The sequence below is a fragment of the Hymenobacter sp. UYAg731 genome, from assembly GCF_054061335.1.
On sequence record NZ_JBSSEC010000001.1, the window covers coordinates 473,932 to 494,809 of the forward strand.

The following is a 20,878-nucleotide window of genomic DNA, read 5'->3' on the forward strand; positions in this document are numbered from 1 at the left end:
TACTTTCGACCACTCAATTATCTGCCATGAAATTCAGATTCCTCTATTCATTCCTTATGGCGCTGACCCTGCTGGCTCCGCTTGCTTCCTGCTCTAAGAAAAAAGACCCGGAGCCAACCGTGATTGGCACTTGGCAGCACCTAACTACTCGTATCCAAAGCACGTTCGATGCCGACCCCAGTCGCAACAGTGATTTCACGCACAACCATGTTAATCGTCAGGTGATATTTGCCGCCGATGGCACCTGTCTAACGGTGGTAAACCCGGGCTCGGGCGTGGACAGCAAGTCCGACTACTCATTAAGTGGTCGCACGATTACCTACTTATCGTACTCGCCCAGATATAATTATAACGAAGAAATAGTAGAGCTTTCCGCCTCGCGTATGGTCCTGTTCAGGAACTTAGATGATGGTGGTGTTCAGTCTGGCATCCACACAACACTTACCTCCACTTACTCGCGGTAAGCTGGTATTAGACTTAAAAAAAGCCCCGCACTTGCGGGGCTTTTCATGGAAAGATTATTCACGTACTGCTAAAGACGGTTCACATTCTTAATCCTACCCCAAAAACCCAAGCAGCGCTTTGTAAAACTGAGCTGGCGCTTCGAGATGCGGGATGTGGCCCACGTTTGGAATCTCCACCAGTTTCGCGCCCTTGATTTGAGCGGCCGTGCGGCGGCCTAGCGCGGGGTACTGGCCCATTTGGGCGAGGACTTTGGGGTCTTTTATCAGGCCCTTGCCCACTACAGTGCGGTCGGCCTGACCGATGATGAGTAGCGTGGGCATGGTTATGCGGCTGAATTCGTAGCTCACCGGCTGCTGGTATATCATCTCGAAGGTGAGGGCGTTGGCGCGGGCTACTTTGGGGAAGTCGGGGCTGTGGGTTTGGGCGACCAGGGGCAGAAGCCATTGGTCGTGGGCCGCCGGGTAGCCATTGGGGTAATAGGTCGCGTGGTACTTGCGGATGCTGGCTTCGGTGCTTTTCAGCTCGTTGGCTTCGGCCTGGTCCACGGTCTGGAAGGGCACGCCCACGCGATAATCCTCCAGGCCAATGGGGTTTTCGAGCACCAGCTTTTCGGTGGTTGCGGGGTAGAGCAGGGCGAAGCGGGTGGCCAGCATCCCGCCCATGCTGTGCCCCACGATGACGGCCTTTTTCACGCCCAGCGTATCGAGCAGCTGCTTGGTATTGCGGGCCAGTTGATGAAACGAGTAGTGGATATCGGCCTTATCCGACTTGCCGAAGCCGATTTGGTCGGGCACCACTACGCGGAAACCAGCGGCGGCCAGCGTTTTTATCGTCTCGCGCCAGTAGGCCCCGAAGAAGTTTTTGCCGTGCAGCAGCACCACGGTGCGGCCGTTGGCCCGGGCGGTGGGCGGCACGTCCATGTAAGCCATGCGCAGGGCCTGGCCTTCCAGTTTCAGTAGCAGGTAGCGCACCGGAAACGGGTACTCGTAGCCATCGAGCGTGGCGTTGAGCGGCGTGGTCTGGGCCGGGGCGGCGGTGGCGGCCAGCAGCAGGGACAGCAAGAGCAGCAGCAGGAAACGGGGCATCGGGGAAGCAGTTGGTGAGGTTGCTTCTACGCAAAGTTTGTCATCCTGAGCACAGCGAAGGACCTTATCACGCCTAAACGGTTCGCAGCAATCATTTCTACTGCAAGCGGCTCAGCGGTGATAAGGTCCTTCGCTGTGCTCAGGATGACAAACGACATTTTTCAGCCCTACGCGGGCAGTCCTTCCAGCACTTTCTTAGCGTTGCTCACATGGTCAGTCGCGCCGCTCAAGGAGTTGAAGATGTATTGAATAATCCCCTCTTTGTCAATCACAAACGTGACGCGGCCGGGCAGCAGGCCCAGCAGGGCGCGGGGCACTTCGTAGAGCTTGCGCACTTTCCCGTCGGTGTCGGCCAGCAGCTCGAAGGGCAGGCGGTGCTTCTGGGTAAATTTCTGGTGCGACTTCTCGCTGTCGGAGCTGATGCCGATGACTTCGGCCCCGAGGTCTTTGAAATCCTCGTATTGGTCGCGGAACGAGCAAGCCTCGGCGGTGCAACCGGGGGTGTCGTCTTTGGGGTAGAAGTACAGCACCAGGTGCCGGCCGCGCTGGTCGGCCAGGCGAAAAGTTTCGCCGGAAGTGGTGGTGAGCGTGAAATCGGGAGCGGGCTGGCCTACCTGGAGCATACGAATGGGGGTTGAAAAACAGCCGCAAGGTAGCGGCACGGTGCGGCTTTACGGCGGCGGCGGCATCTTTGTGGGCCGTTACTCCTCCAGCTTCATGCCCCAGCCCCGCGTCAGCGTTATCATTCCCGCCCACAACGAGGCCGGGGCCATTGCCCTGGTGCTGGCCGAAATCCCGGCCGGACTGGCCCGGGAAGTCATCGTGGTCGACAATAACTCGACCGACAACACCGGCGAAATTGCCCGGGCCGGCGGGGCCACCGTGCTGCGCGAAACCCGCCCCGGCTACGGCTACGCCTGCCTGGCGGGCATGGCCCACGCCTTCGGCCGGCCGCAATCCGAACAGCCCGACATCGTCGTATTTCTCGACGGCGACCATTCCGATTTCCCCGAACAAATGCCCGAACTACTGGCCCCGCTCCTGCGCGGGGAGGCCGACCTGGTCATCGGCTCGCGGGCCCTGGGCGTGCGCGAAAAGGGCTCCCTCCTGCCCCAGCAGCGGTTTGGCAACTGGCTGGCCGCCCGCCTGCTCAACCTGCGCTACGGCGGCACCGTCACCGATTTGGGGCCGTTCCGGGCGGTTACGGCCCCGGCCCTGCTGGTCATCGGCATGGAGGATAAAACCTACGGCTGGACCGTGGAAATGCAGGTGAAAGCCGCCCGCCTGGGCTTGCGCACCGTGGAAGTGCCCGTGCGCTACCGCAAGCGCATCGGCACGAGCAAGGTGTCGGGCACGGTGCGCGGCACCCTCGGGGCGGGCTACAAGATTCTATGGACGATTTTTAAGTACTGGTAATTTTTTTCCGGCGGGTAAGTATGTGGCCCGGCCCGCGTCTGCCCGGTCGGTGGAGTTGTTTTTTTGCTGTGTTGCGAGTCTCTATTCTTTGTTTCTGATGGCGGTACTGCCCATTTTGCTGGTGGTGCTGTATGGCCTGTGCCTGCTGTTCATCCTGGGGTTCAGCGCGGGGCAGTGGCAGCTCACGCGGCTGGCCCTGCGCGCCTACGCCCAGGGGCTGCCCCCCGCTCCGCCCGCCCCGGCCACCTGGCCCCGCGTGCTGGTGCAACTGCCGCTCTATAATGAGCAGAACGTGGTGGAGCGCATCATCGACGCCGCCGCCGCCCTCGATTACCCCGCCGACCGCCTCCACATTCAGGTCCTCGACGATTCCACCGATGCCACCGTGGCCCTGGCCGAGGCCCGCGTGGCCCACTACGCGGCGCAGGGCCTGCGCATCAGCCACGTCTGCCGGCCTAACCGGGCGGGCTACAAAGCCGGCGCGCTGCGCTACGGCCTGGAAGAAAATGCGGATGAGTTCGTAGCCATTTTCGATGCTGATTTCGTGCCCGACCCGGACTTTCTGCGGCGCACCATCCCTTATTTTTTGCAGGATAAAAAAGTGGGCGTGGTGCAAACCCGCTGGGGCCATCTGAATGAGGACGAGTCGCTGCTCACGCGTCTACAGGCCTTCGGGCTGAACGCACACTTTCTCATCGAGCAGGTGGGGCGCACGGCGGCGGGCTTTTTCATCAACTTCAACGGCACGGGCGGCGTGTGGCGGCGCGCCTGCATCGACGATGCCGGCGGCTGGCACACCGACACCCTCACCGAAGACCTCGACCTGAGCTACCGCGCCCAACTGCGCGGCTGGAGCTTCATCTACCGTCCCGAAATAGTGGCCCCCGCCGAGCTGCCCGCCGTGATGGACGCCCTCAAATCGCAGCAGTTCCGCTGGACCAAGGGCGCGGCCGAAACCGCCCACAAGCACCTCGGCAACGTGTGGCGCTCCCAGCAGCCGCTGGCCGTGAAGCTCCATGCCACTTTCCATCTGCTCAACAGCAGCGTGTACGTCGTCATCATGCTCATGGCGTTGCTGAGCGTGCCGCTGGTTTTTGTGCGGGCGCAGCACCACGAGTTCAAGGCGGTATTCCAGCTGGCTTCGGTGTTTTTGATTGGGTTCACGCCGCTCATTTACTACTACTACACCGCCTGGCGGCTGGCCCATCCCGGCAAGCCGCTGTGGCGCTACCCGGGCTTTTTCCTGCTGTTTTTGTCGGTTTCGATGGGCTTGGCGCTGCACAATGCCCGGGCCGTACTGCTGGGCTGGCGGGGCAAGCGCACGCCATTCATACGTACGCCGAAGGCGGGCACCGGCAGCCCTACCGGGTACGCCCCCGCCCGGCAGCGGCGCTACCGCACCGGCGGCGTGGGCGGCCTCGTAGTTCTGGAAGGCGTGCTGGCGGTCTACTTCGCGTTTGGCCTCGCGGCCGGCATTTACTTCGATGATTTCGGGCTGCTGCCGTTCCACTCGCTGCTCACCATTGGCTTCGCGGCGATTTGCTACTATTCCATCCGCGACGATAAATAATAGCCCCCTGAATCCCTTGTCCCCCAAGCTGCCTTCGGTTTCTCAGGTTGTGGCGCTGCTGCTGTCGGGCGCGGCGTATGCGGGCCTGGCTTTTGCCACGCCGAGGGCCGGTTTTGGCCAGCTGGCGGGCTTGTTTGCGGTGGCGCTGGGGGCGTATGCGTGGCTGCTGCACAGCCGCTTGCCGCTGCGCTGGGGACTGGGCGCGGCGCTGGCTTTCCGGCTGCTGTGGCTACCGGCTACCCCCGCTTTATCCGACGATATTTTCCGCTTCCGCTGGGATGGGCTGCTGGTGGCGCACGGCGTGAATCCGTTCCGGTTTCGGCCCGATGAAATCATTGCCGACGGGGCCCGCACCGCCCTGCCCGCTGCCGCCGTGCGCAACGCCGTGCTGCCCGAGTTCCAGCAGCTGTACCGGCAGCTCAATTCGCCGCACTACTATTCGGTGTACCCGCCGGTGTGCCAGGCGGTATTCGGCGGCGCGGCCCGCCTGTTTCCCACTTCCGAGCGCGGGTTCATCATCAGCCTGCGCCTGGTCATTCTGGCTGCCGAAGCCGGCACGGCCTGGCTCCTGCTGGCGTTGCTGGCCGTAATGGGCTGGCCCCGGGCGCGGGCGTTGCGCTATTTATTACACCCGTTGGCCATCGTCGAGCTCACCGGCAACCTGCACTTTGAAGCGCTGGCCTTGGGCTTTCTGCTATTAGCCATCTGGCTGCTGAGCCGGCAGCAATGGGCCAAATCGGCGGGGGCGCTGGCCTTGGGCGTGGCCGCCAAGCTGCTGCCGCTGCTGGTGCTGCCGCTGCTAATCAGGCGGCTGGGCTGGCGGCGGTTTCTGGCGTATGTGGGCGTGGTGGCGGGCACGCTGCTGGTGCTGTTCAGCCCGTTTTTATCGGTGGCGCTGGTCGTCAACGTCAGCCGCAGCCTAAATCTGTACTTCCGCAGCTTCGAGTTCAACGCCAGCATTTATTACGTACTACGAGCCATTGGCTACCGGCTCACTACTTATAATGAAATTGCCCGCATCGGGCCGGCGCTGGCGCTTAGCAGCGGCCTGCTCGGGCTGGGGCTGGCGTGGCGCGAGCGCCGCCTCACTGTAGCCTCGCTGGCCCAGACACTGCTGCTCATGCTCACCGCGTATTATGCTCTGGCCACCACCGTGCATCCGTGGTACCTCACGCTGCTCATCGGGCTGGGAGCGCTGTCGCGGTTCCGCTTTCCGCTGGTATGGGGCGGGCTGGCGGTGCTTTCCTACGCCACCTACCGCACCAGCACCTACACCGAAAACCTATGGCTGGTAGCGCTGGAATACGTAGTTGTATTCGGGGTATTGGCCTGGGAGCTGACGCGGCGGTCAAGCAACAATACAGAATTAACAGAATAATAGAGAACGGTCATGCTGAGCGCAGTCGAAGCATCTCTACCGCCTCGTTGCAATCGGTATTGATTAATTGCGCGGGAGAGATGCTTGGATGGTGCCCAGCATGACCGTTTCTACATAATAAATATATGTCCTACTTGGGCCAGTACGCGTAGCGGCGCATCGATTTCAGGCGCAGGGTGCGGCCGTCCCAGGTGGTTTGACGGAGCAGGATGTTGGGGTAGTTTTTGGCGAACCAGTACACGTTTTCCTTGCCTGGGGCCAGGGTCATGGCTACGCGCCAGGCCGGCTCGGGGGCATCGGCGGCGGGAGCTTCGGCGGTGGTGAGGCGGGCCTGATAGTAGACCGGCGGCGTGGCTTTGTTGGTCTGCTGTAAATCCAGCACTACGAGGTTAAATGCGGGTTTTTGGTCGAACTTCAGGGCCCGGAGGGTGTACGGCAGCGCATCTTCGAGGAAAATATCGCGGCGCAGGTCGCGGCTGTTATCGCCCTGGCCGTCCCAGTAGGAATGAAACCACATTTCGAAATTCACCCCGTCGTCGATGATGGACTTGAAGGTGTTGCCGCACCATTCCTGCGACGACAAAGACATTTTGAACAGCGACACGGGCTGGTCGCGCCGAAAAAACAGCGACGTGAGGTAATGGTACGGGTACTCGTCGGCCTGGATGCTGCAGAGTTGGTTGATTTTCATCACCGGAAACAGGTCATCCCGCTTGTAGTCATCCGTTTTCACGTTGAACTGCTGGTTGAACTCCTCCTTTACCGTAATCTGGGTGTAGTCAAACGTGCGCTTCTTCTTGTAAATCACCCGCTCAGCATCGTAGGTTGCTACTTCGGCCAGGCCATCTTCCCAGAGCTTGCGCATGGCCCAGTTCTGGTCGAAATAAGGCATCACCGCCTGCAAGGCCTGGGCCGAAACCGGCGTTCGGGCCTTTACCGGGTTGTCGTGGTCGGGAGTGCAGCTGCTAATAAGCAGGCCCATAAGCAGTAAGGGCATGAACCGGTTTGGCAGCAGGCAACGCATAATATCGGGCGGGATTTGGAGTAGCGAATATAGGAGCCGCACGCTATGGATGACCCCGAAAGCACCAAGGGCAAAGCCAACCGTGCAAAACAGCTCTAGCTCCCGCTTTCAGCCCGCCATACGGCTAAGTCGTCGGCATTGTCCACATCGCGCAAGGTAGGCAAAAAGGCCACCCGCAGGCCCAGCCGCCCCGCATCGGCCAGCGTATCGGCCAGGACCGAGTCGGTACTCCAGGGCTTGTTCTGAAACAGTTCGGGCCGGGGCTGGCGCAGGCCGAGCAGGTAGTAGCCGCCATCGGTGGCCGGCCCCAGCACCAGGTCGTTGGTTTCGAGCAGCGCAAAGGCCCGGCTGAGGTGCGTATCGCGCAGCCCCGGGCAATCCGTCCCGATGATGGCTACGCGGCCCGCTCCGGCGGCAAAGGCCGCTGCAAAGGCCGCCGTCATGCGCACGCCGAGGTCGCCTTCGGGCTGGCATTTGGCCCGGTGCGCGGCCCATTCGCGGGTTTCGGCAGCGGAGGGCTCAATGCCGGCGGCATCGGCCAGCCAGACAGTGGCCGGCACGCCGGCGGCCACTACGGCGGCGTTGGTAATGGCCAGCAACTCGTGGTAGATGGCCAGGGCGGCGGGCTCTCCCACCCCGGCGGCCAGCCGGCTTTTCACCCGGCCCAGGGCCGGTACGCGGGCAAACACCAGCAGATGGGCGTCGTTGTCCAATTGGGCAGATTCAGTTGCGGGAACTTCACTCATAGACTTTTCGCCCCCGCTTCAGCCAGGGGCTCCAGAACGGGGAATAAGGATGAACGTTGGTGGTGGGGCCGGCAGCATCGACCACGGGGTGGCCTTCGTTCACCCACTCAAACAGGCCGCCGTACAGGTTGCGCACGTTGCGGAAACCCAACGCGTGCAGGCGCTCTCCCAGCCGCTCGCTCCGCACGCCCACGGAGCAATACACCACCACAGGCTGGCGGCGGTCGAGGTCAGCAAACTGCGTGCTGGCGATGGAGTCGAAGGCTACGAACCGCGCCCCGCGCAAGTGGCTCACGCGGTATTCGGCCGGCGTACGCACGTCGAGCAGCAGCGGCGGCGCGGGCGCGGCCAGCTCTGCCGCCAGCGCAGCGGCGGGCACCGTGGGCACGGTGTTGCGGTACAAGGTGCGCAACAACTGCTTATAGACCATACCGGAGGAAGCGGTTTCGTCGGCCGTTCCGCTGCCACACGCGCTCAGCGTGAGCAGGGCGGCACTCAGGCTGATGGGGACGAAACGGGGCCAGCGCATGGGGGTGAAAAAATCAGAAGCGGATTAATCGGGGCAAGATAAGCTAATGCCGACGCACATGAATCCGCACCCGCTCGCCATCCTCGCTGGTGGTGGGCATCACGTCGATGCGGTCGGCTTCGTCGTAATACGCGGCCACGCCGCGCACGATGCCCACCGCCAGCCCACCCATGCGGCGCGGCGACACGTAGTCAATCATCAGCTCGTCGGGGCCGAGGCGGCTGACTTTGAGCACGGGCGGCGAGTTTTCGGTGTGCTCCTGCCGCACCTGCTTGTGCATGGTGAGCTCGGTATTTTCCAGCATATCCAGGGTTTTCCACTCGGGCTTGAGCAGGCGCTGGTACATGTACATGAGGTCGGGCACGAGGTACTCGCCAAACTTCTCGTGCAGCTCGCCCGCCGAGAGGCCGGTCATCTCGGCCGCGTGGCCCACGAGGGCATAAATGTGTGCGTCGGGGTACACGGTTTTATGGTCGAACGCTGCTTTATCGAGGCCCGACAATTCCATCAGCTTGACCCAGGTACTGTGGTCGTATTGGGTTTGCACATAGCGCTTCAGCAATATCAGAATGGTACCATGCATGAACTTGCAGAAGATTTTCGTGTGAAAAACAAAGCCGCCTGCCAGCCCAAACGGCCAACAGACGGCAATGTTTATTTTCGGTCAAACCAAATGCAACTGGTTTTCGCAGGCTGAATCACAAAGTAGGCACCGGCTAAATATTGCCTACCACCGTCATCGTGCTTAGAGTGGGGCCAGCGCTGCCGCCGGCGGGCTCCACCGTCATGGCGAAGGTTTGGGCGCTGGCAATATCCTTCATGTGCTGAAGGCCTTCGCCGGTGGCCGTAGCCACGGTGAGCACGCCGGCATCAATCGGCTTGCCTTTGTCGAGGGCCCAGAGCTGGTACTGCTTGTCGGCGGGCAGGGCGGGCAGGCTGCGCACGTCCACGTACACCTTGTGGGTGGCGGCATTGAACAGCACGCGGGCGTGGGCCGAGGGCGCGGTTTTGGTGCCGGCCAAGGCCACCGCCCGGAACTCGTCGTTGCGCAGCACCTGGTTTTCCTGTTGCAGCGCGCCCAGCTTGCGCTCCACAACCTGCGTGGTAGCGGCGAAGCGGGACTGGTCGTTTTGCATAGCCACCAGCTCCGAGCTGGCGCTTTTCCAGTTGGAGTACAGCAGCATATTGCCCCCCAGGCTCAGCAGCAAGGCTACCGAGGCGGCAATGGCCCAGCCCGAACGGCTGGCCGGCACTACCACGGGCGCGGAAGACATGGGCCGAATCACGGCTTCGTTAGTAGCAGCAACTGTCTGCGGGGCGCTGGCTACGGGGCGGCTGGTTGTCTGGGCCACGGCGTCCACATCGGCGCGGAGGCTGGAGTTGGCGGCGGGGCCGGCTATCTGGGCCAGTACGTTATTCAGTACCCGCTCGCGCATTGCGGCGGGGGGCGTGATGGCGTGGGCTTCGGCATAAAAACTTAATGCTGCCTGAACCTGTTCCAACTCCGCTTGGATTTCGGGGTGGCTGGCGGCCTGAGCTTCCACGGCCGCCTGCTCAGCGGCCGAGAGCTCGCCGAGAGCATATTGCTCCAGGATGCCCGATTCTATATAGTCTTGGAAGTTTTCCACGGTTGGTTCAGCGAATAAGTTTGCTTAGGACTTTGATGGCGGTGCGGGCGCGGGTTTTCACCGTCCCCAAGGGGATGTTGAGCTCCTCGGCCACCTCACTTTGGGTGAAGCCCTCGAAGTAGAGCATGTCGATAATCTGGCGTTGCTCGGGAATAAGCTTTTGGGTAATTTCCTGCAGGCCAATGTGCTCGGGGCGGAAGGTCGTGGGCGCGGCTTGGCGCTGCGCCGTCAGACTATCGTCCAGCCCCGTTGTTTTGCTACCTACGCGGTGTTGTCGTGAGCGGATTTTATCGATGCTCAGATTCCGGCAAATGTTCAGCACCCAGGTGAATAGGCGGCCCTTGCCGGGGTCGTAGCTGGCAAAGGCATTCCAGATTTTGACCAGCGCTTCCTGCAACACGTCCTCGGCCTCGTCCTCGGCCTTCACAATGCGGAAAATAACGCCGTAGAGCGCGGCCGAATACCGGTCATAGAACAGCGTCATGGCCGTTTGGTCGCGGGCCTGGAGGCGCCGGACCAAGTCCTCCTCGGCGGCAGGTGGGAGGGAAATTAACGGATTATCGGACACGGGAGTGACTGAAAGTGAGTAATAAAGCGGAAAGGCGAGGCCTTACGAAGCGCACGAAAATACGGTATGCCGCGCAATTGCCCGTATACGGTCTTTTGCGGGCCGCAACCGAAGTCGGAAACTACATCCTGCGGCCTGGCTGCCGCCACAACCACCGCCGGGGCTATGATGTTGACCAGCTACTTACCAACAGTACGTAGTCGCCGTTTTTGGCCGCTGACCGCCTCCCTGCTTTCCCTTTAATTTTTCTTCCCCTCGATTTTCTTTTTTCGCAATGCCCATCGAGTCCTACAACCCCTACACCGGCTGCGTGCTGCGCCGCTTCCCCGCTTTCAGCTGGGCCAAAACCGAGCGCATTTTGGGCCAGGCGTACCGGGCGGCGGCCACCTGGCCCGCCACCACGTTTGCCCACCGCGCCGGGGTGCTGCGCCGCGCCGCCGCCCTGCTGCGCGAGCGCCAGGACGAGCTGGCCCGCCTCATGGCCCTGGAAATGGGCAAACCCATCACCGACGGCCGCGCCGAAGCCCTGAAGTGCGCCACCTGCTGCGACTACTACGCCGACCACGCCGAGGAATTCCTGAGCGACGAAATTATCAAAACCGATGCCGGCCGCAGCTTCATCAGCTACCAGCCCATTGGCGTGGTGCTGGCCGTGATGCCCTGGAATTTTCCCTTCTGGCAGGTGGTGCGCTTTGCCGCACCGGCCCTCATGGCTGGCAACGTGGGCCTGCTCAAGCACGCTTCTAACGTGCCGCAGTGCGCCCTAGCCTTGGAGAAGATTTTCCACGATGCGGGCCTGCCGCCGGCCTGCTTCCGCACCCTGCTCATCGGGTCCGATTTGGTGGAGAAGCTCATTGCTGATGACCGGCTACGAGCCGTGACGCTCACGGGCAGCGAGGGCGCGGGCGCGGCCGTGGCCGCCGCCGCCGGGCAGCACATCAAAAAAACCGTGCTGGAGCTGGGCGGCTCCGACCCGTTCATCGTGCTGGCCGATGCCGACGTGGCCCTGGCCGCCAAAACTGCCGCCCAAAGCCGCATGATAAACAGCGGCCAGAGTTGCATTGCCGCCAAGCGCTTCATCATAGAAAAGCCGGTGTTGAAGGAGTTCATCAGCCATCTCAAAACCCACCTGCTGGCCCTGCGCCCCGGCGACCCGCTCGACCCGGCCACCCAATATGGTCCCCTGGCCCGCCCCGACCTGGCCGACGAGCTTAGCGAACAGGTGAACGACTCCGTGGCCCAGGGCGCGAAAGTGGAGCTGTTCGGCGGGCAGGCCAAGCCCGGCACCGCCCTTTTCCGCCCCATGATTCTGTCGAACATCAAGCCCGGCCAGCGTGCTTACGCCGAAGAATTATTCGGCCCGGTGGCGCTGGTGCTCGAAGCCAAAAACGCTGCCGATGCCGTGCGCCTCGCCAACGACTCACGCTTCGGCCTGGGCGCGGCCGTATGGACTTCGGACCCGAAAAAAGGCGAGGCAATGGCCCGCCAGATTGAAAGCGGGGCCGTGTTCGTGAACGGTTTGGTGAAATCCATGTCCGAGCTGCCGTTTGGCGGCGTGAAGAAATCGGGCTACGGCCGCGAGCTTTCTTATCTGGGCATCCGCGAGTTCGTCAACCAGAAGTCGATTTGGATTGGCAAGGAGGTAGCGCCGGTGGCGAAAACGGAGTAGAAAGGCAGCCTTTTGGCCGTCATGCAGAGCGCAGCGAAGCATCTTTACCACGCAACGTAATTCATTTACTATTGCGGTAAAGATGCTTCGCTACGCTCTGCATGACATTCCTTTTATTTTCGTTCCTCTATCCCCGCGCTCTACAAATACCCCAACGCCTTGTATGTCAGCCAGCCGGTCACTTCGTGCATCAGCAGACTGAAATTGGCCATTGCGTCGGGGTTGGGCACCAGCAGGGCGTCGGGCGAGAGGCGATGGTCGGCGCTGCGGTAGCCGGCCGGGAAGCCGATGGGATGCAGGCCAACCTTGGCGAAGCAGCCCATGGCTCGCCGCTGATGAAAGGCCGACGTGACGAGGATGAGCGTGTCCAGCTCGGGCCGGGCGGCCACTAGCTTCCGGGTGAAAAGTGCGTTTTCACGGGTGTTGCGGCTCTGGTCTTCCAGCAGAATGGCCGAGTTGGGCACGCTGGCCAGACGCAGCAGCGTGGCCAGGTCGCTGGCCTCAGTGTGGGCCACCGCCTGCACCGTGCCCGAGCCGCCGGAGATGATGATGCGCCGCACCCGGCCCGCCCGGTACAGCCATAGCGCACTCGTGACGCGGTCGGCTCCGGGGCCGAGGTACACCCGGTCATGCGGCGACTTGCCAACGCTGGTGATGCCGGTGAGCAGCACGGCGGCATCGGCGTGGCGGGGCAGGGCGGCCAGGGCCAGGGGCGGCGGCTCCCAAGCCAGCAGCAGCTCATTCACCAAGAATGGATTGGTGCTTAAAAGCGTGAGCACCAGCGCCGCCAGCAACCAGCGCCGCTGACGCGGCGGCCGGGCCAGCAGCGCCGCCAGCAGTAAAGCTACCAGCCACACGGTGGGCAGCAGCACAAAGTCGAGAACCTTCGAGAGCAGAAAAAACACGCTCAAAGGTAGCGCCCACCCGGGACGGTCTACCCGTTGTCGGGCACGAAGGCGCGCAGGCGGTCAAGCTGAGCCTGCACGGCGGCATCGGTTGTGAGCGAGTCGCACTCCAGAAGCCGGCCCTGGCAGTAGCTCACGAAGAACGGCGTGGCGCGCTCATCCATCAGCTGCTTGGCCACGGGATTTTCTTCCGACGAAAGGCGCACAAATTGAATGTCCTGGTATTCTTCGTTCTCCGAAAATTTGGCGAAGCCCGGACCCAACAGCTTGCAAATGGCGCAGTCTTCGGCCGTGAATTTGGCAAAGACTTTTTGGTGCTCGTAGATGCAATGGCGCAGGCCTTCATCGTTGGTGTCGAGTACCGGATTAGGAAGTAATAAATCGGACATTGAATAAACCGTATTTGCAGGAAAAAAAGGGGGCCGCACAAGCCAGCATGCGGCCCAGACATGCCCGAAAGCGAAAAGATTCCCGCTTTCGGGCCGTTCCCGCTAATCTACCGGCCGGCTTGGTTTGGCCGTAGCATCAGCTCCCGAATATATTTCACCGGGGCGCTGCCGTAGCTGAGGAATTTTTCATTGAATGCTTTCAGGTCGAAGCCTTTACCTTCCTGCTGCTTCAGCTCTTCGCGCAGGGCATAAATCTCGGAGTAGCCGGTGAAGTAGCTGCTGAGTTGTACCTGGCTGAGGGTGGCGCGCAGCCACTTGCCCCGGGCCTCGGCTTCTTCCTGGAATCCCTCGCGGCGCAGCAGGGCCACCACGTCGGCTTCGCTCATGTTATCGGCCTGAATGGCGTGGTCGATGACGGCATTCAGGGTCGAGCGCATGTTCCATTTGTCCCACATCAGCCACATTTCGTCGGAGTTGTTGCCGTAGCCGCTTTCCAGCATCATGCGCTCCGAATACACGGCCCAGCCTTCCACCATCGCGCCATTGCCGAAAATGCTTTTCACCAGCGAGGGCGAGCGGTTGGCATACACGAGCTGCGTGTAGTGGCCCGGAATGGCCTCGTGGATATTGAGAATCTGGAGGGTGTAGTCGTTGTATTCGCGCAGGTAGCTTTCGGCCTGGGCGGGGGTCCACTCGGCGGGCAGGGGCTCCACGTTGTAGTAGGTATTGGCACCCTTGTCGTAGGGGCCGGGGGCCGATACGCTGGCTCCTGCCCCACTGCCGCGCATGTAGAGCGGGGTTTCGCGCACTACCAGCGGCTTGCTGGGGTCCTGGGTCAGTAATTTATGCTCATTCACAAACGCCACGAGCGTAGGAATTTGGCGCTTCACGGCGTCCACAAAGCCGTCGCGCGGGGCATGCTTCAGCGTCAGCTGGTTGATGACGGCCGTGATGAGGGCCAGCGTATCGGCGGGCGCTTTCTGGCCCGGGAGGTACTTGGGAAAGAGCCGGGCGGCGCGGTGGCCCATGTCGTGCAGCAGCTCGGCCTTGTGCTTGAGGGCCTGCTGGTAGATTTCGGCGGCCGTGAAGCGCGACTGAATATCGTAGGCAAATTTCTGGTCGAACAGCTCCTTGCCGATGCGGAATGAGCGGAACTGGCCCTTGGTCAGCACGTCGTTTTTGAGGAAAGCCATATAGCCCTGCACGGCGGTACGGGCGGCGGCCACGCGGTCGGTGAGCGTCTTTTTCTCGGCCTCGGTCAGGCCTGATTTTCGCACTGAATCAGCCAGCGCAGAGCCGAACACTTCCAGGCCACCCGCATTTTGCTTGATGCCCAGCGCGGTGTGCTCCTTTGTCGGGTTGCTGATGTTGGCCCGGGCGGCGGCGTAGAACTCGGCCGCGTGGCTGATTTTCTCGGATATGTTGCGCAGACGGCGGTCGAGCGGGAAATGGCGGCCGTTGAGCAGTTCGCCCACCGCAGCACCGAGGTTGTAGCTGGCCGGGTTCCATTGCCAGGATTTGAGCGTGTCGGCATACCAGCGCTCGGCGCGTAACTCGTTGCGGAGCAGGCGCAGGTCAATCTGGTTGTTGGGCGAGAGGCTGTCGAGGGTAAATTTGCCCAGACGGGTCAGGTTGTTTTGGGCGAAAGCATCGTCAGCCTGCCGTTGGGCAGCATTGGGAATCAACAGCAGCGAGTCGTATTTATGGTAGCCGACTCCGGTGGCGAAATCGGGGCTTTGCTTCCACAGGGCTTCAATGAACTGGCTTTTGAAGGCATCAAAGCGGGCATCGGGGCCGGTAGCGGTAGCGGTTTTATCGGCCTGGGAGCAGCTGGCGAGGGCCAGGGCCAGCAGGGGCAGGTAGCGGAGTTTCATGGGTGGATTTTGGCGGTTGAAAAAGCCCGTCATGCAGAGCGCAGCGAAGCATCTTTACCTCAATAGTAATTAATACCATTGCAACGAAGCGGTAAAGATGCTTCGCTGCGCTCTGCATGACAGACGATAAACCCACACACACGCAAAAACCGGCCACGTTGCAATGCGCCGCCGTAGGTTTGTGCCGCCATCCGGCCATTCCGTACCAGCTCCACTATCCCACCCAAAAATCCCCCATGTCCACTTCCCGCATCGAACACGATTTCCTCGGCGAACGCAGCCTGCCCGATACCGCCTACTACGGCATCCAGACCCTGCGCGGCATGGAGAACTTTGACATCACCGGCATTCCCATCCGGAACGAGCCACTCTTCGTGCAGGCCCTGGCCTACGTGAAAAAGGGCGCGGCCCTGGCCAATAAGGAGCTCGGCGTGCTGCCCGCCAACATCGCCGATGCCATTGCCGCCGCCTGCGACCGCGTGGCTGCCGGCGAGTTCGACAACCAGTTTCTCACCGACATGATTCAGGGCGGCGCGGGCACGTCGGTGAACATGAACGCCAACGAAGTCATTGCGAATGTCGCGTTGGAAATCATGGGCCACGCCAAGGGCGACTACCAATATTGCCACCCCAACAACCACGTCAACTGCTCACAAAGCACCAACGACGCCTACCCCACCGCCTTCCGCATCGCCCTCAACAACAAGCTGGTGGGCTACCGCGAAACCCTGGGCGCGCTGGCCGATGCCTTTGCCCAAAAGGGCGAAGAATTCCGCGACATCCTCAAAATGGGCCGCACCCAGCTCCAGGACGCCGTGCCGATGAGCATGGGCGACGAGTTTCGCGCCTTCGCCACCAACCTGCGCGAGGAGCTGCTGCGCATCGACGACTCGCGCCGGCTGATTGACGAAATCAACATGGGGGCCACTGCCATCGGCTCACGCATCAACGCCCCCACCGGCTACCCCGAGCTGGTGACCGAGCACCTGCGCACCATCACCGGCCTCAACCTGAGCCTGGCCGGCGACCTGTTCGAAGCCACCTACGACACGGGCGCCTACGTGCAACTCTCCGGCGTGCTGAAGCGCACGGCCGTGAAGCTCTCCAAAATCTGCAACGATTTACGCCTACTCTCCTCCGGCCCGCGCACTGGTTTCAACGAAATCAACCTCCCGGCTTTGCAGCCCGGCTCCAGCATCATGCCCGGCAAGGTAAACCCCGTGGTGCCCGAAGTGGTGAACCAAACCGCGTTCTACGTCATCGGGGCCGACCTCACGGTGACCATGGCCGCTGAGGCCGGTCAGCTGCAATTGAACGTGATGGAGCCGGTCATCAGCTTCGCGCTGTTCACCTCCATTTCCTACATGACCAATGCCTGCCGCACCCTGCGCGACAAGTGCGTCATCGGCATCACGGCCAACAAGGAACACGCCGAAAGCCTCGTGCGCAACAGCATCGGCATCGTGACCCAACTCAACCCAGTTATCGGCTACGAAGCCTCAGCCGAGATTGCCAAGGAGGCGCTGAAAACCGGCAAGTCCGTCCACGACATTGCCGTGACGGAGCGCGGTCTGCTCACGCAGGAAAAATGGGACGAGATTTTCACGTTCGAGAATCTGATTCGGCCGGTGTTTATGAAGTAGAGACGTATGATTGCGTCTCGGCACTGAACGTCAATAAAAAAGAACGTCATGCTGAGCGAAGTCGAAGCATCTCGCGTGCCATGGTAATTCTTTCGTCTGACGATTGATTTACTACCACACGCGAGATGCTTCGACTTCGCTCAGCATGACGTTCTTTTTTGGCTGGCTTGGCCTAGTTCAGGCCCTCGGCTTTACCGCTCCACCACCAGCCGCTGCATAGCCACGGCCGTGCCCGACTGTACCCGTACGAAGTAAGTGCCACCAGCCCAGCCGGCCGTTTCCAGCGCGTAACTGCTGCCGCTGAAGCTGCGGGTTTGCAGCAGGCGGCCGGTGAGGTCGAATACCTGCAGCTCGCTTTGGGCGGCCGGGGCGGCGGCCAGCGCCAGGCGCACCGCGCCGGCCGTGGGGTTCGGGTAGAGGGCCACGGCGAAGGCAGGCCAGGCGCTGGCTGTGCCGGTGGCCGTGGTGGAGCGCAGTTTTAGCACCCAGGTTTGGTTGGCGGCCAGGGCCGGCAGCGTCGTGGCGAAGCTGCTGAAACCGCCCTGCGCGTTCACCGTGACGGTGCCGGCGGCCTGGCCGCTGTACAGCTCCGTCACCTGATAGGTGCCGGCGGCCAGCGTCGACATGCTGAGCGAAAGCGTGGAGCCGCTAACCGGTGTGCTGCCCAGATTGGCGGCAATCAGGGTGGCTTCCTGGTTGAAAACGCGGGCGTAGGCCAGTACCGAAGCGGCCGACGAGGTGGCGGGCAGGTAGTAGCCCTTGCGCAGGGTTTCGTTGGCGGTGCGCAGGCCGATGAGCTTCTTGTAGTGGCTGAGCAGCGAGTTCTGGTCGGCCTGCTCGGTGGCGACGTTGTAGGTGCCGAAGTTGGCGTTGATGGTGCGCCAGGGCGTGCCGGTGGTAAAGCCCGACTGCGTGCCGGCCGTCCACTGCATGGGCTTGCGCTTGTCTTCGTCGGGGCCGGTGCCGGCCATGCCCACTTCCTCGCCGTAGTAAATGAACGGCACGCCGGGCATGGTGAGGTAGAGCGCCGCCGCCTGTTTCATGCGGGCCACATTGCTGCCCAGGCCGTCGAACACGCGGTTCTGGTCATGGTTGGTAAGGAAGGTGGCGTACTGCAGGCGCGGGTATAGGCTCGTCACGAGGTTGAGCTGGGTGCGCAGCGCCGTGGGGCTGCCTTGGCTCACAGCCCCGGTAATACTGCTGGACAGGTCAAACTCGAAGCACAGGTCCAGGCGGCGGTTGCTCACGTAGGGAATCACGGCGCTGGTATTGGTCCAGGCCTCGCCCACGGACAGCGCGGCCGGGTTCACGGCCTTCAGCGAGTCATGAAATTCCTCCAGAATGCCGAGGGTTTCCGGCGTGTCGGCCGTGGTGGTGCCGGTTTCTACCAAGTAGCGCACGGCATCGAGACGGAAGCCGTCTACGCCCTTGCGCAGCCAGAACCGGTCGGCGTCCCACATGGCGGCCCGCAACTGGGGGTTGCGCCAGTTCAAATCGGGCATGCCTTCGTAGAAAGCGCCGTAGAAATACTGGCCGTTGCGCGGGTGCCAGCCGCTGCCGCCAAACGGCCCGTAGCCTAAATCGGTGGGCGACCACAGATACCAGTTACGGTACGGGCTGGTGGTGCTGGCCGCCGACTGCGTGAACCACGAATGCTGGCTGGAGGAGTGGTTCAGCACCATGTCCAGAATCACCTTGATGCCGCGTTGGTGGGCGGCGGCCAGGAAAGCATCGAACTGGGCCATCGTGCCATAGTCCGGCTCCACGGCTTTGTAGTCGTTGATGTCGTAGCCGTGGTAGCTGGGCGAGTCCATAATAGGCATCAGCCAGAGGCCGGTTACGCCCAGGTCGGTGGTGGTGGCGGGGTTGCCGTCGTTGAGGTAGTCCAGCTTCTGGGTCAGGCCCACAAAGTCGCCCTTGCCGTCGCCGTTGCTGTCGTAGAAGCTGCGCACGAATACTTCGTAGAACACCGCGTCATTCCACCAATAGGTTGGGTAATTGGTGAGCGGGGTCCCGTTGCAGGCCGTGCAGGTGCCGAAGCAGTAGCTGGCCGTGGTGTTCACGGCGGCGGTGGCGTTCACCACGCGCAGCAGGGTGCCGCTGGCATCAGCGGTGCCGCAGGCGGCGGGCACGGTTTCGGCCCCGGCCAGGGTGTTGCCGTTCACAAAGCGGTACTGGAACATGCCGGGGGCCGGCAGCGCAATCGTCACTTCGTAGATGCCGTCGCTGTTGTCGTCGGTCAGGGGCAGGGCGGTGGCGTCGTTCGTGGCACCGTAGCCGGCCAGGGCCTGAAAATTGCCCACCACATGCACGCCGGTGCGGGCCACGGTCTGGCCGGTCATGTCCACGGCAAAGCGTAGCTGCGGGGCGCAGTCGGCGAAGGCCACGATGGGCAGGCGCACGGCCGAGCCGCCCACCACCACTTGCCGGTTCACGTTGCCGCTCGCGTCGCTGATGCCGCAGGTGGTGGGCACCAGCTCGTCGCGGCCCCAGGCGTTGCCGTTCACGAATTTATAGAGGTAGGTGCCGGCCGGCACGTTCACGGTAGCTTCCCAGACGTGGTCGCCGTCGGGGTCAGCCAGGGCCGTGGTGGCGGGGTTCCAGTCGGCCGGAAAGCCGGCGGCAGCCTGAAAATTGCCGGCTACGTGGACGCCCCCGGCGGGCACGGCCGTGGTGCCCATATCAACCCGAAAGGTAAGCTGATTGGCTTGGGCGCTGCCCCAACCGGCCAGCAGCGCAATGATAAGTAAGCGGAATTCCATCAGGCTAATTGCTAAAAACGAAGAATAAAGGTACGCCTTCTAATGAGTGCCCGCGTCATGCCGAGCGCCGCGGAGGCAGCTCGCGGGCAGCCGTAATCATTTTAGCCAACGATTGAATTACTATTGCACGCGAGCTGCCTCCGCGGCGCTCGGCATGACGTTCTTTTTTTCCCCTTCATCCATTCCACCCATGCGTTCCCTCCTAATGGCCCTTCTCCTGCTGGCCACCACCACTGCGGCCCGCGCCGCCCGCGTCGATACCCTGGCCATCCCCAGCGCGGCCATGCACAAAACCTACCGCGCCGCCGTGGTGCTGCCGGCTTCTTACGCGAAGAATAAGAAGGCTAATTACCCGGTACTTTACTTGTTGCACGGCGCGTATGGCCACTTTTCCGACTGGCTGAACAAGACGCCCGACAAGCAGCTCCTCCACCGATTAGCCGACCAGTACAACCTGATTATCGTGAACCCCGAAGGCGAAACCTTCAGCTTCTATCTCAACAGCCCCGTGAGCCCGGACAGCCAGTTCGAAACCTACCTCACCCAGGAAATCATCTCCAAAATCGACCAGACCTACCGCACCGTGGCCGACCGCAAGGGCCGCGTCATTGCCGGCCTGAGCATGGGCGGGCACGGCGCGCTCTACCTCTCGGCCCGCCACCCCGACCTGTATTGCGCCGCCGGCAGTATGAGCGGTGCTCTCGATTTGATGAGCTTCAACCGCAAGCTTTCCCCTAACGATGCCGCCGCCCGCGCCAAGCTCTGGGCACCCATCCTCGGTTCCGAAGCCGACAACCCCGAGCGGTTTGCCGCCAATTCCGTTATCAGTCTGGTCGACCTCATGCACCGCAACAATCTGCCGCTCATCATCGATTGCGGCGTGGATGACGGCCTCATCGATATCAACCGGGAGGTACACCGCCGCCTGCTCTACAACCACACCCCGCACGACTACACCGAGCGCCCCGGCGCCCACACCTGGGAATATTGGCAAACGGCGCTGCCCTACCAAGTACTTTTTCTGAGCCAGGTATTGCAGGTAAATGGCGTGGCGGTGCCGCGCTAATCTCAGCCGATTCTTCCAACCCCCCGCCCCAACCTCCCCTACCTACGCCACGCCTCTCCCAAATTCTGCCACGACTCTCCAAACTACCGCCACGGCGCTCCACCCCCCGCCACGAGCTTCCAAACTGCCGCCACGGCGCTCCACCTCCCCGCCATGAGCTT

19 protein-coding genes are annotated in these 20,878 nt (G+C 62.1%); 7 read left to right on the top strand and 12 right to left on the bottom strand.

Going from position 1 to position 20,878, the window contains the following annotated elements:
* Positions 1-56 precede the first annotated feature (56 nt).
* Positions 57-464 carry a hypothetical protein gene (locus tag ACVWYF_RS01995; RefSeq protein WP_457064088.1) on the top strand — a complete coding sequence of 136 codons (408 nt, stop codon included), beginning with the start codon at positions 57-59 and terminating at the stop codon, positions 462-464.
* Positions 465-557: 93 nt separating this feature from the next.
* Here the strand turns inward: ACVWYF_RS01995 and ACVWYF_RS02000 are convergent, their stop codons facing one another.
* Both ACVWYF_RS02000 and ACVWYF_RS02005 read right to left on the bottom strand, forming a co-directional pair.
* A complete protein-coding gene (locus tag ACVWYF_RS02000; protein WP_457064090.1) occupies positions 558-1,550 on the bottom strand; it encodes an alpha/beta fold hydrolase in 993 nt (330 codons plus the stop codon).
* A 167-nt stretch (positions 1,551-1,717) separates the two neighbouring features.
* Positions 1,718-2,173: a peroxiredoxin gene (locus ACVWYF_RS02005; RefSeq protein ID WP_457064092.1), complete on the bottom strand. Its 456-nt coding sequence runs from the start codon at positions 2,171-2,173 to the stop codon at positions 1,718-1,720.
* 94 nt (positions 2,174-2,267) lie between these two features.
* Here ACVWYF_RS02005 and ACVWYF_RS02010 point away from each other — a divergent pair, with 94 nt between their 5' ends.
* The 3 genes from ACVWYF_RS02010 (at position 2,268) to ACVWYF_RS02020 (ending at position 5,914) form a co-directional block, all read left to right on the top strand.
* A complete protein-coding gene (locus ACVWYF_RS02010; RefSeq protein ID WP_457065081.1) occupies positions 2,268-2,966 on the top strand; it encodes a glycosyltransferase family 2 protein in 699 nt (232 codons plus the stop codon).
* A gap of 97 nt (positions 2,967-3,063) precedes the next feature.
* Positions 3,064-4,536 (top strand): glycosyltransferase, encoded by a 1,473-nt coding sequence (locus tag ACVWYF_RS02015; protein WP_457064094.1) that lies wholly within the window; start codon positions 3,064-3,066, stop codon positions 4,534-4,536.
* 16 nt (positions 4,537-4,552) lie between these two features.
* Positions 4,553-5,914: a hypothetical protein gene (locus ACVWYF_RS02020; RefSeq protein ID WP_457064096.1), complete on the top strand. Its 1,362-nt coding sequence runs from the start codon at positions 4,553-4,555 to the stop codon at positions 5,912-5,914.
* A 130-nt stretch (positions 5,915-6,044) separates the two neighbouring features.
* Here ACVWYF_RS02020 and ACVWYF_RS02025 read toward each other — a convergent pair whose 3' ends face one another.
* The 6 genes from ACVWYF_RS02025 to ACVWYF_RS02050 form a co-directional block, all read right to left on the bottom strand.
* On the bottom strand, positions 6,045-6,896 hold the full coding sequence (locus ACVWYF_RS02025) for a hypothetical protein (RefSeq protein ID WP_457064098.1): 852 nt from the start codon (positions 6,894-6,896) through the stop codon (positions 6,045-6,047).
* Between the two features lie 137 nt (positions 6,897-7,033).
* Positions 7,034-7,651, bottom strand: coding sequence for a TIGR04282 family arsenosugar biosynthesis glycosyltransferase (locus ACVWYF_RS02030; RefSeq protein WP_457064100.1), 618 nt, complete (start codon positions 7,649-7,651; stop codon positions 7,034-7,036).
* A 25-nt stretch (positions 7,652-7,676) separates the two neighbouring features.
* Complete coding sequence (locus ACVWYF_RS02035; protein ID WP_457064102.1) at positions 7,677-8,213, bottom strand: rhodanese-like domain-containing protein; 537 nt, start codon at positions 8,211-8,213, stop codon at positions 7,677-7,679.
* A gap of 43 nt (positions 8,214-8,256) precedes the next feature.
* Positions 8,257-8,796 carry a heme NO-binding domain-containing protein gene (locus ACVWYF_RS02040; protein ID WP_457064104.1) on the bottom strand — a complete coding sequence of 180 codons (540 nt, stop codon included), beginning with the start codon at positions 8,794-8,796 and terminating at the stop codon, positions 8,257-8,259.
* 133 nt (positions 8,797-8,929) lie between these two features.
* Positions 8,930-9,841 carry an anti-sigma factor gene (locus ACVWYF_RS02045; RefSeq protein ID WP_457064106.1) on the bottom strand — a complete coding sequence of 304 codons (912 nt, stop codon included), beginning with the start codon at positions 9,839-9,841 and terminating at the stop codon, positions 8,930-8,932.
* A gap of 7 nt (positions 9,842-9,848) precedes the next feature.
* Entirely contained in the window at positions 9,849-10,409 is a 561-nt protein-coding gene (locus tag ACVWYF_RS02050; RefSeq protein WP_457064108.1) for an RNA polymerase sigma factor, read from the bottom strand.
* A gap of 274 nt (positions 10,410-10,683) precedes the next feature.
* On the opposite strand from ACVWYF_RS02050, the gene ACVWYF_RS02055 reads away from it, so the two are divergent.
* Positions 10,684-12,078, top strand: a complete 1,395-nt coding sequence (locus ACVWYF_RS02055) for an NAD-dependent succinate-semialdehyde dehydrogenase (protein ID WP_457064110.1) — start codon at positions 10,684-10,686, stop codon at positions 12,076-12,078.
* 140 nt (positions 12,079-12,218) lie between these two features.
* Here ACVWYF_RS02055 and ACVWYF_RS02060 read toward each other — a convergent pair whose 3' ends face one another.
* The 3 genes from ACVWYF_RS02060 to ACVWYF_RS02070 form a co-directional block, all read right to left on the bottom strand.
* The gene (locus ACVWYF_RS02060) at positions 12,219-12,983 is read right to left on the bottom strand and encodes a YdcF family protein (RefSeq protein WP_457064112.1); all 765 of its coding nucleotides are present in this window, start codon (positions 12,981-12,983) and stop codon (positions 12,219-12,221) included.
* 29 nt (positions 12,984-13,012) lie between these two features.
* Complete coding sequence (locus ACVWYF_RS02065; protein WP_457064114.1) at positions 13,013-13,372, bottom strand: thioredoxin family protein; 360 nt, start codon at positions 13,370-13,372, stop codon at positions 13,013-13,015.
* A gap of 107 nt (positions 13,373-13,479) precedes the next feature.
* Entirely contained in the window at positions 13,480-15,246 is a 1,767-nt protein-coding gene (locus ACVWYF_RS02070; RefSeq protein WP_457064116.1) for a DUF885 domain-containing protein, read from the bottom strand.
* Between the two features lie 236 nt (positions 15,247-15,482).
* On the opposite strand from ACVWYF_RS02070, the gene aspA reads away from it, so the two are divergent.
* Complete coding sequence (gene aspA, locus ACVWYF_RS02075; RefSeq protein WP_457064118.1) at positions 15,483-16,889, top strand: aspartate ammonia-lyase; 1,407 nt, start codon at positions 15,483-15,485, stop codon at positions 16,887-16,889.
* A gap of 191 nt (positions 16,890-17,080) precedes the next feature.
* Here the strand turns inward: aspA and ACVWYF_RS02080 are convergent, their stop codons facing one another.
* Positions 17,081-19,651 carry an alpha-amylase family glycosyl hydrolase gene (locus tag ACVWYF_RS02080; RefSeq protein WP_457064120.1) on the bottom strand — a complete coding sequence of 857 codons (2,571 nt, stop codon included), beginning with the start codon at positions 19,649-19,651 and terminating at the stop codon, positions 17,081-17,083.
* Positions 19,652-19,841: 190 nt separating this feature from the next.
* Between ACVWYF_RS02080 and ACVWYF_RS02085 the strand changes: the two genes are divergently transcribed.
* A complete protein-coding gene (locus ACVWYF_RS02085; protein WP_457064122.1) occupies positions 19,842-20,717 on the top strand; it encodes an alpha/beta hydrolase in 876 nt (291 codons plus the stop codon).
* The last annotated feature ends 161 nt before the right edge of the window (positions 20,718-20,878 follow it).

Coding starts and splice junctions, on each gene's coding strand:
- aspA (WP_457064118.1), top strand. CDS start 15,483: ATGTCCACTTCCCGCATCGAACACGATTTCCTCGGCGAACGCAGCCTG.
- ACVWYF_RS02055 (WP_457064110.1), top strand. CDS start 10,684: ATGCCCATCGAGTCCTACAACCCCTACACCGGCTGCGTGCTGCGCCGC.
- ACVWYF_RS02000 (WP_457064090.1), bottom strand. CDS start 1,550: ATGCCCCGTTTCCTGCTGCTGCTCTTGCTGTCCCTGCTGCTGGCCGCC.
- ACVWYF_RS02040 (WP_457064104.1), bottom strand. CDS start 8,796: ATGCATGGTACCATTCTGATATTGCTGAAGCGCTATGTGCAAACCCAA.
- ACVWYF_RS02065 (WP_457064114.1), bottom strand. CDS start 13,372: ATGTCCGATTTATTACTTCCTAATCCGGTACTCGACACCAACGATGAA.
- ACVWYF_RS02010 (WP_457065081.1), top strand. CDS start 2,268: ATGCCCCAGCCCCGCGTCAGCGTTATCATTCCCGCCCACAACGAGGCC.
- ACVWYF_RS02085 (WP_457064122.1), top strand. CDS start 19,842: ATGCGTTCCCTCCTAATGGCCCTTCTCCTGCTGGCCACCACCACTGCG.
- ACVWYF_RS02025 (WP_457064098.1), bottom strand. CDS start 6,896: ATGGGCCTGCTTATTAGCAGCTGCACTCCCGACCACGACAACCCGGTA.
- ACVWYF_RS01995 (WP_457064088.1), top strand. CDS start 57: ATGGCGCTGACCCTGCTGGCTCCGCTTGCTTCCTGCTCTAAGAAAAAA.
- ACVWYF_RS02035 (WP_457064102.1), bottom strand. CDS start 8,213: ATGCGCTGGCCCCGTTTCGTCCCCATCAGCCTGAGTGCCGCCCTGCTC.
- ACVWYF_RS02080 (WP_457064120.1), bottom strand. CDS start 19,651: ATGGAATTCCGCTTACTTATCATTGCGCTGCTGGCCGGTTGGGGCAGC.
- ACVWYF_RS02005 (WP_457064092.1), bottom strand. CDS start 2,173: ATGCTCCAGGTAGGCCAGCCCGCTCCCGATTTCACGCTCACCACCACT.
- ACVWYF_RS02015 (WP_457064094.1), top strand. CDS start 3,064: ATGGCGGTACTGCCCATTTTGCTGGTGGTGCTGTATGGCCTGTGCCTG.
- ACVWYF_RS02070 (WP_457064116.1), bottom strand. CDS start 15,246: ATGAAACTCCGCTACCTGCCCCTGCTGGCCCTGGCCCTCGCCAGCTGC.